The 14883-nt window shown below is 51.3% G+C and carries 16 protein-coding genes; 12 read left to right on the forward strand and 4 right to left on the reverse strand.

Translation table 11 applies throughout. The features are described from left to right. The first annotated feature begins 90 nt into the window (after nt 1-90). Nucleotides 91-1533: a MocR-like pyridoxine biosynthesis transcription factor PdxR gene (gene pdxR / locus GNP95_RS22800; protein ID WP_196427292.1), complete on the forward strand. Its 1443-nt coding sequence runs from the start codon at nt 91-93 to the stop codon at nt 1531-1533. A gap of 58 nt (nt 1534-1591) precedes the next feature. Here pdxR and GNP95_RS22805 read toward each other — a convergent pair whose 3' ends face one another. Continuing rightward, nucleotides 1592-1789, reverse strand: a complete 198-nt coding sequence (locus GNP95_RS22805; RefSeq protein WP_230873969.1) for a hypothetical protein — start codon at nt 1787-1789, stop codon at nt 1592-1594. Beyond that, nucleotides 1789-2526, reverse strand: a complete 738-nt coding sequence (locus GNP95_RS22810; RefSeq protein WP_155613126.1) for a glycosyltransferase family 2 protein — start codon at nt 2524-2526, stop codon at nt 1789-1791. The genes GNP95_RS22805 and GNP95_RS22810 overlap by 1 nt, the downstream gene beginning before the upstream one ends. A 219-nt stretch (nt 2527-2745) precedes the next feature. Here GNP95_RS22810 and GNP95_RS22815 point away from each other — a divergent pair, with 219 nt between their 5' ends. The 3 genes from GNP95_RS22815 (at nt 2746) to hxlB (ending at nt 4436) form a co-directional block, all read left to right on the forward strand. Then, nucleotides 2746-3084, forward strand: coding sequence for a winged helix-turn-helix transcriptional regulator (locus GNP95_RS22815; RefSeq protein WP_155613127.1), 339 nt, complete (start codon nt 2746-2748; stop codon nt 3082-3084). A gap of 123 nt (nt 3085-3207) precedes the next feature. Beyond that, nucleotides 3208-3840 (forward strand): 3-hexulose-6-phosphate synthase, encoded by a 633-nt coding sequence (hxlA, locus tag GNP95_RS22820; RefSeq protein ID WP_155613128.1) that lies wholly within the window; start codon nt 3208-3210, stop codon nt 3838-3840. Between the two features lie 50 nt (nt 3841-3890). After that, nucleotides 3891-4436, forward strand: a complete 546-nt coding sequence (gene hxlB, locus GNP95_RS22825) for a 6-phospho-3-hexuloisomerase (protein WP_230873970.1) — start codon at nt 3891-3893, stop codon at nt 4434-4436. An 89-nt stretch (nt 4437-4525) separates the two neighbouring features. On the opposite strand, the gene GNP95_RS22830 is transcribed toward hxlB, so the two are convergent. Beyond that, a complete protein-coding gene (locus GNP95_RS22830; protein WP_155613130.1) occupies nt 4526-5398 on the reverse strand; it encodes a PhzF family phenazine biosynthesis protein in 873 nt (290 codons plus the stop codon). Between the two features lie 46 nt (nt 5399-5444). Further along, nucleotides 5445-6359, reverse strand: a complete 915-nt coding sequence (locus tag GNP95_RS22835; protein WP_155613131.1) for a phosphatidate cytidylyltransferase — start codon at nt 6357-6359, stop codon at nt 5445-5447. Between the two features lie 100 nt (nt 6360-6459). Between GNP95_RS22835 and GNP95_RS22840 the strand changes: the two genes are divergently transcribed. The 8 genes from GNP95_RS22840 (at nt 6460) to GNP95_RS22875 (ending at nt 14667) form a co-directional block, all read left to right on the forward strand. Then, nucleotides 6460-7011 carry a hypothetical protein gene (locus GNP95_RS22840; protein WP_155613132.1) on the forward strand — a complete coding sequence of 184 codons (552 nt, stop codon included), beginning with the start codon at nt 6460-6462 and terminating at the stop codon, nt 7009-7011. 222 nt (nt 7012-7233) lie between these two features. Then, nucleotides 7234-8607: an amino acid permease gene (locus tag GNP95_RS22845; protein WP_155613133.1), complete on the forward strand. Its 1374-nt coding sequence runs from the start codon at nt 7234-7236 to the stop codon at nt 8605-8607. 127 nt (nt 8608-8734) lie between these two features. After that, nucleotides 8735-10450: a glycoside hydrolase family 9 protein gene (locus GNP95_RS22850; RefSeq protein WP_330163587.1), complete on the forward strand. Its 1716-nt coding sequence runs from the start codon at nt 8735-8737 to the stop codon at nt 10448-10450. A 176-nt stretch (nt 10451-10626) separates the two neighbouring features. Continuing rightward, nucleotides 10627-11667 carry a LacI family DNA-binding transcriptional regulator gene (locus GNP95_RS22855; protein ID WP_155613134.1) on the forward strand — a complete coding sequence of 347 codons (1041 nt, stop codon included), beginning with the start codon at nt 10627-10629 and terminating at the stop codon, nt 11665-11667. Between the two features lie 55 nt (nt 11668-11722). Further along, nucleotides 11723-12178, forward strand: coding sequence for a VOC family protein (locus GNP95_RS22860; protein ID WP_155613135.1), 456 nt, complete (start codon nt 11723-11725; stop codon nt 12176-12178). A 33-nt stretch (nt 12179-12211) separates the two neighbouring features. Continuing rightward, nucleotides 12212-12913 (forward strand): SDR family NAD(P)-dependent oxidoreductase, encoded by a 702-nt coding sequence (locus GNP95_RS22865; RefSeq protein WP_155613136.1) that lies wholly within the window; start codon nt 12212-12214, stop codon nt 12911-12913. 26 nt (nt 12914-12939) lie between these two features. Beyond that, nucleotides 12940-13590: a ThuA domain-containing protein gene (locus tag GNP95_RS22870; protein ID WP_155613137.1), complete on the forward strand. Its 651-nt coding sequence runs from the start codon at nt 12940-12942 to the stop codon at nt 13588-13590. A gap of 111 nt (nt 13591-13701) precedes the next feature. Beyond that, on the forward strand, nt 13702-14667 hold the full coding sequence (locus tag GNP95_RS22875; RefSeq protein ID WP_155613138.1) for an aldo/keto reductase: 966 nt from the start codon (nt 13702-13704) through the stop codon (nt 14665-14667). The last annotated feature ends 216 nt before the right edge of the window (nt 14668-14883 follow it).

Consider the following 14883-nt stretch of genomic DNA (forward strand, 5'->3'; position numbering starts at 1 on the left):
TCCTTCGTTTTGACTCTACCTCAATTTACCACCAATCTGTATACTTACAAATATACAGATTGTATTATTTTTAGAGGACAGGAGGGGCAAATGAAAAACAGAACGGAAGCGGCGCCTTTTTCTAAATCCCCCGTTTATTTGACTGTTTATGAAGCCATCAAGCAGGATATTGTAGCAGGGAGGCTTCATGCGAATGATCGCCTGCTCTCTATCAGGGAACAAGCCAGGCAGCTATGTATTAGCACGACTCCTGTAGAAGCTGCTTACCAGCAGCTGATTGCGGAGGGGTTCATTGAGAGCCGCCCCAGACAAGGGTTCTATGTTGCCGCTCTGCCCGATTCGTATGGAAGGTTTACAATGTCTGACCCTAATACCGCTTCCAGAATTCCTGAGAAGGATCACTCTACAGGAGAGGCGTATGCCTATGATTTTCATCTGGCTAAAAACGACTTTGCAGGCTTTCCGATTTCCCATTGGAAAAGGCTCCTGATGCAGACGCTTCGAGAGGAATATGAGGAGCTGCTCTTCTACGGAGATCCGCAAGGCGAGGCTGGATTGCGCGAGGAGCTTGCCGCTTACCTGTTCCGGATTCGCGGTGTCGTGTGCCGCAAGGAGCAGATTGTCATTGGCGCGGAGCAGCATCTGCTTCTCCATTATCTGGCCATCCTTCTTAAGGGGATTTCCCCGGCTATAGCTGTAGAAGACCCGTGCTATCCGTTGATTGCCTGTGCGTTCCAGGCTGAGGGTTTTACTGTCTTGACCGCAACGGAAGCAGACAAGGGGATAGATATTTCCCGTTTGCTGCAGGCATCCGCTCGGATCGTGGCCGTCGCTCCTTCCCATCAGTTTCCCGGGGGCAGGGTAATGCCGTTTAACGAAAGAATGGAATTGCTGAAGTGGGCCAAGGAGCAGGAGGGCTATATTATAGAGGACGATTACGGCGGAGAACTTCGCTATGTAGGACAGCCGGTACCTGCGCTCCAAGGCTTGGCGCCTGATGCGAATGTAATCTATGTAGGGGGGTTCTCCCAAATACTTGCCCCTGATATGTGTATCCATTACATGGTGCTTCCTGAATCGTTACTGGCTCCCTATATGCAATTGAGAAGAGGACTGCTGTTTGAGCAATCTTCTTCCCGGGTGTATCAGCGCACGCTGGAGAAGCTTATGAAGCAGGGGTATTTCGAGAGGCATGTTCGTAAAATGAGAAGTCTTTACCGCAAAAAGAACCAGGAGCTCGCCGAGGCCCTTCAAATACAGTTTCACGATTGCGGGAAGGTCCTTAATCCGCATGCCGGATTTCACCTGATTTTGGCGCTCGACGCCAAAGCTTCTGAGCAGGAAATGATTCAAGCGGCGAAGTCCGGCGGCATCCGTGTGGCATCGGCATCCGCTTTCTATTCGGATCAGGCTGCTTGTGAACGTGAGAAGAGGAAATGGTTTCTGATCGGCTTCGGAGGAATTGCAGGGCAGCATATAGAGGAAGGGGCAGCCCAGCTGAGGCGGCTGTGGGAGCCTTACCTTCAGGTTTGATCCCCTATTTGGGCGATGATGATTCGATATTCCCTTTCACTTAAGAAACGACCATCCCTTATGAGCAGGGGTGGTCGTTCTCTAGCGAAGTTTCGTTCATTTTCAGATCTTTATGATTGAGTATGATGATAAGCTCTTTATTCTGATAATTTTGTCTGCTGTAGTTACGCAGAAGCGTGTCCATGCAGTATTGCCGCTTGGTACAGGTAATGATGGAAACGGCGCTTAGCTGGCGGGGGATATCCAGTTTGGCCATTATGGAGCATCCTTTGGCTTGCGCTGCACGAACTTCTTGTAATTTTGGACATTGGGGACTCTTTTATGGTGAGAGAGAAGCTTTTTATCGCTGATGACCCAGGTATGGCCGGCCGAATTTTTTCGGCGTATGGCGACAAAATTATATCTTCCTGCGGAGTAGACCTTGTACCCCAGCTTTTTGCTCCTGAGGCAAAAAAGATCGTCCTCCCCTACGTTTTGATGGGGAAACCGCACCTTGTTCAACACGTTCCTTTTCATGAACAGCGTAGCGCCGGGAAGTTTAGTGACCGGTCTATTCTCATCCTGGTGAAAACGCAGAATCAAAGTTTTAGCACCGTTTAAGTACATATAGTGGGCACGTTTGCCTACAACATCCGCATTCGCTCTTTGCAATGCCTGCAGGCTGTCTTTTAAATAGTAGGGTGCGTAATAGTCGTCATCATCGAATTTGGCGATGTAGCTGTACTTTGTTTTACTGAATGCATAATTTAGACAAGCACCGAGAGATTCGCGGCCTGCCATGCGGTAAACGCGGATGCTCGGGTTTTTCTTGGCTAAACGCTGAAATGGCTCAAGCGGTATACTATCGTTGTTTACAATAATGATGAGTTCCTTTTTCGGATGGCGCTGCCGAATGTAATTTTGAAACAGGTTGTTTATAAAGTTGTGGCGCTTTGTGCAGGTAATGATGGAAACCCCCTGCTGCTTTGCCTCGTTCCTCTGTCCAGATCCCATTACATCGCTCCTCCTATCCGTGATGATGAATAGCAACTTACTCTACATTATGTACGCGGATTAGAAGAGCAACGGCATATCCACCAAAGAGTGGATATCCTATTAAAAATAGGGGAGTATCTGAGTTAATGGTCAAACGCCGCAGGAGAGGCGGCTTTACTTCCTAAATGACAATGCGGTATCCTCTTTTAAGATCCATCAGGAAAGGAGTTACTCGCTTTGGGTGACCAGCATTTTAAAGAAACGGTGGAGCTGACCTTGAAGGTGATCGGCGGGAAGTGGAAGCCCGTGATCCTCTGTCATCTGACGGAAGGCACGCACCGCTTTGGAGAATTGAGACGGGAAATGCCGCAAATTACGCAAAAGATGTTGACGCAGCAGCTGCGTGAATTAGAGGAAGACGCCATCATCAACCGGAAAGTGTATGACCAGGTTCCGCCCAAGGTAGAGTATTCTTTGACCGAATACGGGCTAACGGTGAAAGAGCTGCTAAACGTCATGTCGCAGTGGGGAGAGAGGCATTTAGAGAAGGAAAAAGAGCTGCGAGAATCGGACTAAACGGGCTTGGCATAGTTACCAAATGGGTACTAGTTACACGAAAGTGCGTACTTTTATTTATGGGTGAAAGGCTTAGAATAAGGGGTGTCGTATTACAACATACCCTTAAAGGAGCAATCATAAATGAAATTACAACTAGCCTTGGACCTGGTCGGTATTCCAGGGGCCATCGAAGTCGTCAAGCAAGTGGAGCAGTATGTAGATATAGTGGAGATCGGAACCCCGATCATTATCAATGAAGGCCTGCATGCGGTAAAGGCGTTGAAAGAGGCTTTTCCTAACGTCACTGTGCTTGCCGATTTGAAAATCATGGACGCAGCCGGTTATGAAGTGATGAAGGCTGCTGAGGCGGGAGCAGATATTGTAACGATCCTTGGCGTAGCCGAGGATGCGAGTATCCAGGGAGCGGTGGCAGAGGCGAAAAAGCAGGGCAAGCAGATCCTGGTCGACATGATCGCCGTAAAAAACCTGGCGGAGCGGACAGCGCAAATTGATGCCTTTGGCGTAGATTATATTTGCGTCCATACGGGGTATGACCTTCAAGCGGAAGGACAGAACTCCTTCGAGGATCTTCGCACGATCAAATCCGTCGTCAAAAATGCCAAGGTTGCTGTTGCCGGCGGCATTAAGCTGGCTACATTGCCAGAAGTCATAGCCGTTAAGCCTGACTTGGTCATTGTAGGCGGAGGAATTACCGGACAAGACGACATAGCCGCCGCAGCTGCCGAGATGCAGAAATTGATCCGGCAGGGTTAGTGGCGAATATGGACAGCAATGCTAGTAGTCATCGTCATCTAGCCGCGATCATGTCCGAATTGGACCAGGCCGCGAATGAAATCGCTGCGGAGCAGCTGGACCAGTTGATCGATGCCATCCTATCGGCGGGACGCATTTTTGTAGCCGGGGCAGGCCGTTCCGGGCTCATGATGCGGGCCTTCGCCATGCGGCTGATGCATCTTGGATTAGAGGTGTATGTCGTGGGAGAGACAGTTACCCGGAGCTTGGGTAAGGACGATCTGCTCTTGATCGGCTCAGGCTCGGGTGAGACGCGATCGCTTGTGCCTATGGCAGAAAAGGCGCGAGGCCTAGAAGCTGCGGTAGGAGCGCTGACGCTCTCTCCAGATTCAACCCTTGGCCGACTGGCAGACTTCGTGGTGAAGCTGCCTGGGGCGCCGAAGGACCAAGCCGACAATGCAGAAACCAATGCAGCAGAAACAGTCACGGTTCAGCCGATGGGTTCATTATTTGAACAGCTGTTGCTGCTGGCATGCGATGCCGTTATTTTGGCGCTGATGGACAGGCGGGAGCTTAGCGGCCGCGCGATGTACGGGAATCATGCTAACTTGGAATAGTCATAAACAGAATAAAGGCAGTCCCTTACACGTCAGGTAGAGGACTGTCTTTCCTGTTTGGAGGTCAATAATTTTGCTAAGCGGAGGTGCTACAGCCATTCGCCTTTTGCCACGAGGAATACCCGGCCGCCGACATTGATGTCGTAAGTATCACCACTCTTAGAGGCATCTATGTGCAGAAGGGAAGGACGCCCCGTGGCGTATCCCTGCTCGATTCGAAGCTGAATTACACTCTTTTGCAAAAATTCATGCTCTAACAGGTAACCTGCCAGATTCCCGATGGCACTGCCGGTAGCGGGATCTTCATAATACCCTGGGTCATTAACGAATACCCGCACATGCAAATCATTTTGCTCATGAAGGGTCTCCTCGGAGAACACGAGGAGATTCGCATCTGCTATATTTTCGAGGAAGGCTTTAAACTTCCCAGGGGCAATCTCGCATTTTCGCACGGCATCCAGAGTCTTTAAAGGGACAATGACAGATGGAAACCCTGTTGAAGATACATGGATAGGGTAGGCGGTCTGGATGTCCTCGACAGGAATTTGGAGTATCTCTGCGATCACGGCAGGGGCGATAGCCTTCCCGAATACAGGCTGCTGCTGCTTCATCCATAACTCGTTATCCGATTCTTCGGCAAAGGAGACGGGGATTTGGCCCACGCCAAGATTCAAGAGCATATGTCTGCTCTTATTCGGATCAAGCTGATGATGAATGACGAAGGCCGTTCCAAGCGAAGGATGTCCCGCAAAGGGAATCTCCACGTTGGGGGTAAAAATACGCACAGGGTATCCCCCGTCCTTCTGTTTCCCCGACATGATGAAGGTTGTCTCCGAGAAGTTGATCTCTTTGGCGATCTGCTGCATCTCTTCCGTGGTCAGTTCCCGGTCCGGCAGCAGTACGGCGAGCGGGTTGCCTTGATATTTTTGTTCCGCAAATACATCAACGATATAGAATTCCATAGCAAGCAACTCCTTGGCTTCAAAGTGAGGTTGAACGTTCAACAGGCTACATGAAATCAAAAAAGTAACGAATAACGTGGAAAATAACCGGCGAAGTATAAGCCAGACTATCAACCCGGCTGAGGTAGCTTTCTTTAAGCGCATCGAACTTGTTGTCGTCGCCGATGAGCAAATCCCGCTTCAGCACGGAAACCGTCAGGCTGCCGAAGAACCCGCTCAAGCTGATCAGCATGCCGCAAAATATTCCGAACATGGAACCAAGCGGCGTCAGGTAGGGGTGGATCAAATAGGCCGCTGCGGTCGTCACCAGGAACGCAAAGGCGAATCCTTCCCAGGTCAGATAGGGATTGGCCGTCGGAACGACTTTGCGTTTGCCGAAATAAAGCGATGCCACATGATGGGCGACGTCATTCAGTTGGGTCAGCACGACCAGGAACAACACAAGCCCTGCGCCATACTCCGGAGTGGCAAACTGGAAGTATGCGAGGTGGCTAAGCCCGAATACCATCAGCATGAGTCCCCACTGGGTGGAGCTGACGCTGCGCAGGAAGCCGACCGTTCCCTTATTGATCAGCCGCGGGAGCGGCAGGAACAGAAATACATAGATCGGAATAAAGATGATGAACATCCCGTACCATTCAATATAGATCCAGTAGAACTGCACTGGAATGGACAAGTAAGCCCAAAGATACAATCTGCGGTCGGCTTTTCTGGAGCGGATCATGGAGAAATACTCCTTCAGCGCGAAGAAGGTAAGCACCATGAGGGACAGCAGCGAAACGACCGGATTAAATAGAGTGGCCAGACAAAAAATAACGAACATGCCCCACCAGGTCTTGATTTTGGAGCCGATGGCGGCGTAATCTTTGTCCGGTTGTATTTTGTTCAGGACATAATAGATAACCTGTATGACTAATAATGCAGTGAAAATCAGGGTTAAAGTTATGAGCGAGCTATTCATTGCCCTTCACCATCCACCTTGTCATGACGTAAGACCCACCAGGGGCGATCATATGTTATTATGAAGGAACAACTCACTTTTGATAAGGGGAATTTCGTAAATGGCAGATGATCGTTCGGTTTTTATTTTGCTTACGAATACCGGGACGCTTTTTACGAGGATGATCAAGGGGTATACGAGAGCCCCGTACAATCATGCATCTATATCCTTTAACCGGGAGCTGTCCGAGCTGTACAGCTTTGGGCGAAAGAGCCCGAATAATCCGCTCAATGGGGGATTCGTGAAGGAGGATATCAAAACGGGCACGTTCAGCAAGTATCCAAATACGACGTGCGTTCTTTATGAGCTCAAGGTATCCGAGCGTGAAGTCGAGAAAATGAAGCGGGTCCTGCATATTTTCATCCGCAGCCGCAATAAGTATTTATATAACATTCTGGGCGTGGTCGGCATCGCGCTAAAGGAGCCTGTTGAATTCAGCAACTCTTATTTCTGCTCGCAATTCGTTGCGGAAATTCTGGACAGGTCCGGCATTAAGCTGTGGAATAAGCTGCCGGCGCTCGTAACACCGGACGATTTTCGGCAGAGCGACCGATTGCAGCTGATTTACGAAGGAAAGCTAAGCAATTATGAACCGGAATGCCGTGAAGATTAATGGCGGCGACCGGCATAGCTCGAATCTGGCCGGAATATCTGTGAATTGGATGGATTTGATTGGATAAGCCGCTGATTGCAGCGGCTTATTTTGCGTTCTATAGACGGGTATTCTTTAGAGTATTTGGGGATGTATGATTTGAGCGTGCATGTTTTGAGGAATAAGAGTAAACTGTAATTTTAGGTGTAACAAAAGAGCTTGAGCATTGGAAGGAGTCAGAAAATGTCGCAGGAGAGGGTACAAGCTAACGAGCATGAATTAGAACAGGGGACACTGCACAAGAAACTGCGGCCTCGTCATATTACCTTTATGGCTATGGGCGGCGTTATTGGCACGGGAATATTCAAGGGGAGCTACGAGACGATCAGTATAGCGGGTCCGGGCATCGTCATTTCATATATTTTGGCAGGCTTGCTGCTGCTCATCGTAATGGGAGCCATTGCTGAAATGGCGATGGTGTATCCAAACCGCAACATGAAGGACTTTATTCGGGAGGCGTTCGGTGAGCGGTTATCATTTATTATTGGCTGGCTCTACTGCTTCATGTGGCTGACGGTATGTGTGATAGAGGTGCTTGCCGCAGGCAGCTTCTTGCAATACTGGCTTCCGGATGCCCCGTTATGGCTGTTGACCTTGGGGTGCGCGGCGCTGGTTCTGGGGATAAATATGCTGAGTGTCAGCGGTTTTGGGGAAGCAGAGTTTTGGCTGGCAGGCATTAAGATTGGCATGATCATCGTATTTATTGTGCTGGGCGTATTGATTTTGTCCGGCGTATGGTCTGTGGAAGGCACGGGGGGATTGCATAATCTGGTGGATTACGGCGGCTTTCTGCCAAACGGCTGGACGGCGATTGTTGCTGCCCTGCTGGTGGTAATGTTCTCCTATGGAGGCTCGGAGCTGATCGGGCTGACCTTGACTGAAACACAAGACGTGGACAAAGTACTGCCCAAGGTAGTAAAAAGTTTTATTCTGCGGGTCATTCTATTCTATACACTGCCGATTCTCGTGATTTGCAGCCTGATTCCCTGGAATCAGCTGAACAGCGAAAGCAGCCCCTTCGTACAGGTGCTGGCCAGCACGGGGATGCAAGGATCAGCGCACGTGATGAATTTTATTCTCGTAACGGCGGTATTGTCTGCAGCCAACTCGGGGATTTACGGTGCCACCCGGATGCTCCATTCGATGGCGGCTAGCGGCGAAGCATCGCCATACTTGGCCCGCACGACGAAACGGGGAGTGCCGATGAACAGCCTGAAGCTGTGTGCGGCGGTATTAATCGGGGGCGCTATTCTGGCTTATCTCTTTCAGGACGGACTATTCCGCTTCCTTATGGCGGTGCCGGGGTTTGTCGTGCTGCTGGTGTGGATAAGCATTTGCTTGTCCCAACTGAAGCTGCGCCGCAGCTATCCAGTGCAGCCGAGCTTTCGCGTGTGGGGGTTTCCCTACATTACGATCCTGGCCGTAGTGAGCCTGACGGTGATTGCCGTACTGTTTCTTTTTGATCGTCAAAATATGCTTAGTATCGGGGTTTGCCTGGCGTTCCTTCTATTTTTGTATCTTTGGTCGCTGGTCAAATTCAAGAAGGCGCAGCGGTAGGTGACGATGGAGCGTGAAAAATAGCGTGAAAAATGATGGCTGTTCTTCGACTAAACTCGGAGGACGGTCATTTTTTGCATGGGGTGCTATATTCTGGTATTGACAAGGAAAAGAAGCTGATGTAAATTTGACCCATAAACACGTGTTCACAGAGGAGCATATGGAGAAAGACGGATTATCATTAGTATTGAAATTAGAGGGAGAAGGAGGACAAGGACGCATGCACATGGAGGAGCAAGGCAGCATAGCTGTGAATCAGCTAGGCTACCGCAGCACAGACGCAAAGATTGCCATGATTGCAGGAGAGGGAGGCCGCTTTCGGCTTGTCGATCATGCCAGCGGCGCAGTGGTTTGGCAGGGGGACACGATGTCTGCGGTTGACGATCAGGCTAGCGGAATTAAGGTGAGCCGGGGTGATTTCTCCGTTTGGAGTCAGCCGGGTGCGTATCGGATTGAGGCAGGAGAGGGACACAGCTCGTACCCGTTTGTGATCTCGGACGCCGTTTATGAGGAAGCTCATCAGGCACTTTTGAAAGCGTTCTATTTCTTTCGCTGCGGCATGGAGCTGGAAGAGAAATATGCAGGCCCGTGGAAGCATGCGGCATGTCACCTCACGCCTGCCCTTGTTTACGGGGAGGAACCACGGAGAATTGACGCCTGGGGAGGGTGGCATGATGCCGGGGATTACGGCAAATACGTGGTGCCTGGCGCTAAGGCGGTAGCGGATCTGCTGCTAGCTTATGAATGCTATCCCCAAGCCTTTGAAGGGGCCTTGCCGCTGCCGGAGAGCGATGGCGTAATGCCGGATGTACTGCACGAATGCCGGTATGAGCTGGAATGGTTGCTTCGCATGCAGGAGGGTGAGAGCGGCGGCGCCTATCATAAACTCACGACGTTGCAGTTTCCGGGCCCGGATGTCATGCCGGAAGCAGATACGGCGGAGCTGTACATATCGCCGATATCCGCTACGGCGACGGGATGCTTTGCCGGCGTTATGGCCATGGCGGCGCGGGTTTACGCTCCGCATGACGCCGCCTTTGCCGCATCCTGCCTCAAGGCCGCAGAGCAGGCCTGGGCATGGCTGGAGCGCCATTGCAAATATCCAGGGTTCCGCAATCCGGCTGAGGTCTTCACCGGGGAATATGGCGACGAGCAGGATCTGGATGAACGCTACTGGGCAGCGGCCGAATTGTACCGCACTACCGGAGAGGCGCGTTATCATGAGGCCTTCAGGGGGCTCGCCGGACAGGATGCGTTTGATAAATACGAGCTGGGCTGGGCAGACATGGGCGGATACGGCACGATTTCCTATCTGTTGTCGGAGCGGGAGAATGAGCCCCAATTAGCGGCACGTCTATTGGCTGGTTTGCAGCAGCGGGCCGATGAGCTTGCGGCGGTAAGCCGCGAGGACGGGTTCGGTATTTCGCTTAGACCGGAGCAGTATATTTGGGGCAGCAACATGCTGGTAATGAATCATGCCATGCTGCTGCTAATTGCGGACCGTCTGTTAGGCTCCCAAACGTATGAGCGCTGCGCGCTCGAGCACGTTCATTACTTGTTTGGAGCAAATGTGGTGGGCATAAGCTATGTTACCGGACTTGGCAGCCGGCCGATCCTGCATCCGCATCATCGTCCTTCCGAAGGAGACGGTATAGAAGCGCCTGTTCCCGGGTTAGTGTCGGGCGGCCCAAACTATGGCAAACAGGATGAGTATGCACGCGAGCATTTGGCGGACAAAGCGCCGGCCGCCTCCTTTGCCGATGTCATGGAGAGCTATGCTACCAATGAGGTTACGATCTATTGGAATTCTCCTGCAGTATTCGTATTGTCCCATTTTGTATAAAAGTAAAGCAAGCAAAAGAGCCCCGCCTACAGTGGGGCTTAATATGCCGCTATCTCTATGTACATGCAAATGCAAATGTTTATTGACATGGCATGAAGACTGAGGTAAATTGCTTGTAAACACGTGTTCACAATCCAGTATTGGTATCTGCGGGCATGTGTTAAGTGGAGGGACGTATGAGGAAGAATGAAATCAATAGTATTGAAATCGCCCGAATTGCAGGCGTGTCCCGAAGTACGGTAAGCAGGGTCATCAACAATTATCCGAATGTGCCGCAGGCAACGCGCGATAAGGTGATGCAGGTTATCGAGCAGTACAAGTATTCCCCGAATTTTTCGGCACGGATTATGTCTGGAATGAAGACTCGCACCATCGGTCTGTTTCTGATTTCGCCGGAAGAAGTATTTCACGATTCGCTCACGAACTCACTAATAACAGGCTTCATTGAAAGCGCATCCAACCAGGGCTATTATGTGCTAACCCATATTATAAGAAACACGAGGGACAGCGAGGTGCTGCGCAAAGTCAAGGAAACCTTCTACCAGCAGCGGATCGACGGCGGGGTCTTTATCGGGGCTGCGAATCATGAACCGTTGATTGAAGAGCTTATTGCCGAAGGTTATGTGGTCGGCATCATTGACCAGCATATCGAAGGGCGGAATGAGCCCAATCGGGTGATATGCAATTTCGGCAATGATCAGGGCATGAAGCAAGGCGTCGATTATCTTGCAAGCCTGAACCACCGCAGGATCGGGTTCATTGCTGGAGACCCGCTGCGCTGCTCGGGGCCCGAGAAGCTGGAGGGATTCAAGGCTGCTATGCGTTCTCACGGACTTGAGGTGAATCCAGAGTGGATCATACCGGCTGATTTTAGTGAGAAAAGCGGATATAACTCCGTGAAGCAGTGGTTAGGCCATGTCAAAGAGCTGCCTACAGCGATATTTGCCTGTAACGACAGTGTCGCCTTTGGCGCTTTGGCGGCCATACAGGAAGCGGGTCTCAGTGTACCGGAGGATATATCCTTAATGGGCTTTGATGATCACCTGCTTAGCTCGCGGATTCAGCCGGCACTCACGTCGATTCATGTTGATTTTGCCGAAATGGTGGATACGCTGGCCAGCAGGCTCATCAAGACGATCGAAGATCCGGACAAGGAATTCAAGAAATATGTGGGCAAGACGGGGTTGGTCATTAGGGAATCCTGTAGGGCGATCTAAAGGCGGCAATACATGCTAACCCCCATATAGACCCATCGAAAAGGAGCATAATCCCATGGAAAAAGGATTCTTAGGAACAAACGTCATTACGCAGATCGGCATCATTGTACGCGACATCGACAAAGTATCCCAGAGTTATGCGAATTTCTTCGGAATAGAGAAGCCGAAGTGGTTCTGGACGGACCCTGTTGATGTCGCTCGAACCGAATTTAAGGGAGCGTCTTCGGAGGCCCGCGCTAAGCTCGCTTTCCTCGACTGCGGGCAGCTGCAGGTGGAACTGATTGAACCGGACGAGCATCCTTCAACGTGGCGGGAGTTCCTGGACGAGCATGGCGAAGGTGTGCACCATATCGCCTTTGTCATCAAAGGGATGAAGGAGAAAATCGCAGTCTTGGAGGCGAATCAGATGCCGCTGATTCAAAGAGGCGAGTACACGGGCGGCCGTTATGCGTATATGGATACGTTCAAGGAATTGAAGGTAATGGTGGAACTGCTTGAGAACGATAACTAACAGACAGATTGCTGAAGAAGGTGGCGAGCGGGGATGAATATTCTAATTACGGGCGCGGGCAAAGGGCTGGGTTTGTCTACGGTCAGCGAAGCGCTTAAAGGCGGGCATCGCGTCATTGCGGGTATTCGGAATTTGCAGCAGAGCCAGGAGCAGTTCGAGGCCATGCGGCGGGAGCATCCTGGACAGCTGGAGCTGATTCAGCTGGACGTGAATGTAGAAAGCGAAATTAATGCAGCGAAGAACGCCGTTGAACGACAGTGGGGCACGGTGGATGTGCTGATTAACAATGCGGGGCTTCTTATCGCCCGCGATAAGAAGCTGGAAGAGCTTGATATGTCAGAGGTGGAGCGCTCGATGATGACCAACCTTTACGGGCCGATGAAAATGGTCAAGCACTTCCTGCCGCTGCTTCGCCGCAGTGAGAGGCCTTGCATTATCAATATTAGCTCGGAGGCGGGATGCTTTACGGCGGCTTATGGCCGGGATTATCCGTATGCGCTGTCTAAGAGCGCGCTGTCGTTCTTCTCGGCGCAGCTGCGCAAGGAGCTTGCGCCTCAAGGCTTCGCCGTGTATAACGTCCACCCGGGGTGGATTCGAACGCCGATGGGGGGAGAGCAAGCGCCAGGAGATCCTAGGGATACGGCCATTGGCCTGCTGAATCTGGCCGAGAGGAAGGTTGTGCCTGCGCAAGAGAGCTGGATGATTACTCATAAAGGAGAGCCTATGCCGTATTAAGCAGGGCGGATCGGAGATGATGACGGATGAAGCGTATACTCGTAGTCGTTGGCGATTATTATCATGATGGAGAACTGGCCAGGCAATCTTGGGAGCGGGTTATCGAGCCTTTTACGAGTAAGGCTCAAGCTCAGGTCACGTATGCGGGTGTCGAGCAGTTGGAGCAAGAATTGGTCAAATCGCCCGATTTAGTTGTTTTGTTTGCCGGAAATTACATCGATCCGGAAGCGGAGCAGGTGAAGTACTGGATGACAGAACAGGCGGCCGGGCAGATTGAGAAATATGTGGCTGGCGGGGGAGCATGGCTGGCATGGCATTCGGGACTGGCATCTTATCCGGAAGACGGGGAATATGTGAGAATGCTTCGCGGCCGCTTCCTTATGCATCCAGAGCCCAGCGTTGTGACTTATACGCCGCTGGCCGGAACGGAGCTGGGCGACTTAGGAGAAGCCTTCAGCTTCCTGGACGAGCATTATTTTGTCGACTGTAAGGAGGAAGAGACGAATATATTTATGCGCTCGTCCTCTAAGGACGGGGAAGCTGTGGCCGGCTGGTATCACAGCTACGGGTCTGGCCGTGTCGGCTGCATCACGCCGGCTCATTTATCCGATGGCCTGCTGATGCCGTGGTTTATTAAGTTGATGAGAAGCCTGGTTGCCTGGTGCGCCAGGCTCTGATTGGAGAGGGAATATCGCCCGTATAGGGTGGTGTTCCTCTTTGCTTTATGTACTGCTGAAATGCGATACTTTAGAGAATGAGCATCGTTTTATTCAGTGAGGAGGGTTCCCATGAAATATGCAACAATACCGCATACCGAGCTGCATGCTTCCCGGATATGCTTCGGAACGGCAACGATCGGCGGTGCGATTGGCGAGGCCGATTCTTTTGCTCTGATGGACGCTTATTGCGGCCTCGGGGGTAATTTTATTGACACGGCGAGCGTGTACTCCGATTGGGAAAGCGAAGTAAAGAGCGTTAGCGAGAAGACGATTGGCAAATGGCTGAAGAGCAGGGGAAACCGGGACAAGATTATCCTTGCCACCAAGGGAGGGCATCCGCCTTTCGACAATCTCTTGGCAAGCAGGCTCTCGCCAGAAGATATTTCGTTTGATTTGGAGAAGAGCTTGACCCATCTGGGAACCGATGTAATCGATTTATATTGGCTGCATCGCGATGATCCCTCCCGCCCGGTTGAGGAAATTATCGATTCCCTGCATGCGCACGTTCAGGCGGGGAGTATTCGTTACTATGCTTGCTCCAATTGGACAACCGAGCGGATCGAGGCGGCTAGGCAGTATGCTGTCTCTACGGGAAAACAGCCCTTTGTAGCCAATCAGATGCAGTGGAGCTTGGCTGAGGTGAACCCGGGGAGCGTGGCGGATCCAACCACTGTCCAGATGGATGGGCAGATGATGGATTATCATATTAGGACAGGGCTCGCGGCTATTCCGTATACGTCTCAGGCACAGGGATTTTTCAGCGGAAAATTCCGTCCTGAGGATCGTTCCAAGCCCAGTGTCGCCGACATGTTCTATAATGAAGCCAATTTTGCGCGTCTGAGCAGGGTTCAGGAGCTTGCCGGGCAGCTTGGCCGCTCTGGGACTGAAATAGCGCTTGCGTATTTGACGTCGCAGCCGTTTGCCACGTTTCCGATTGTCGGCTGCCGCACCAGGCAGCAGCTGGAGGAAAGCGTAAGCGCGGGCGATCTTCAGCTCGATGCGAGTACGGTTCGTTATTTGCACGGCGGGGATTAAACAGAACAGGCGGGCAATGGGAAGGTAAGGAATATATTACGGAATAGAACAGTTCTGCCGAGTACTCTCTAAAGAAAGACCACCCGAAATGAACTGCACCCCTAATGTTAGACACCATCTAACATATTGGGGGTGCAGTTTTTGTATGGCTAAATTTAATGCCGATGAAAAATTAAAAGCGGTCTTACGTTATTGTGAAAGTTCAGAAAGCTTGAA

The organism is Paenibacillus woosongensis (assembly GCF_009725165.1).
Lineage (GTDB): Bacteria > Bacillota > Bacilli > Paenibacillales > Paenibacillaceae > Fontibacillus > Fontibacillus woosongensis.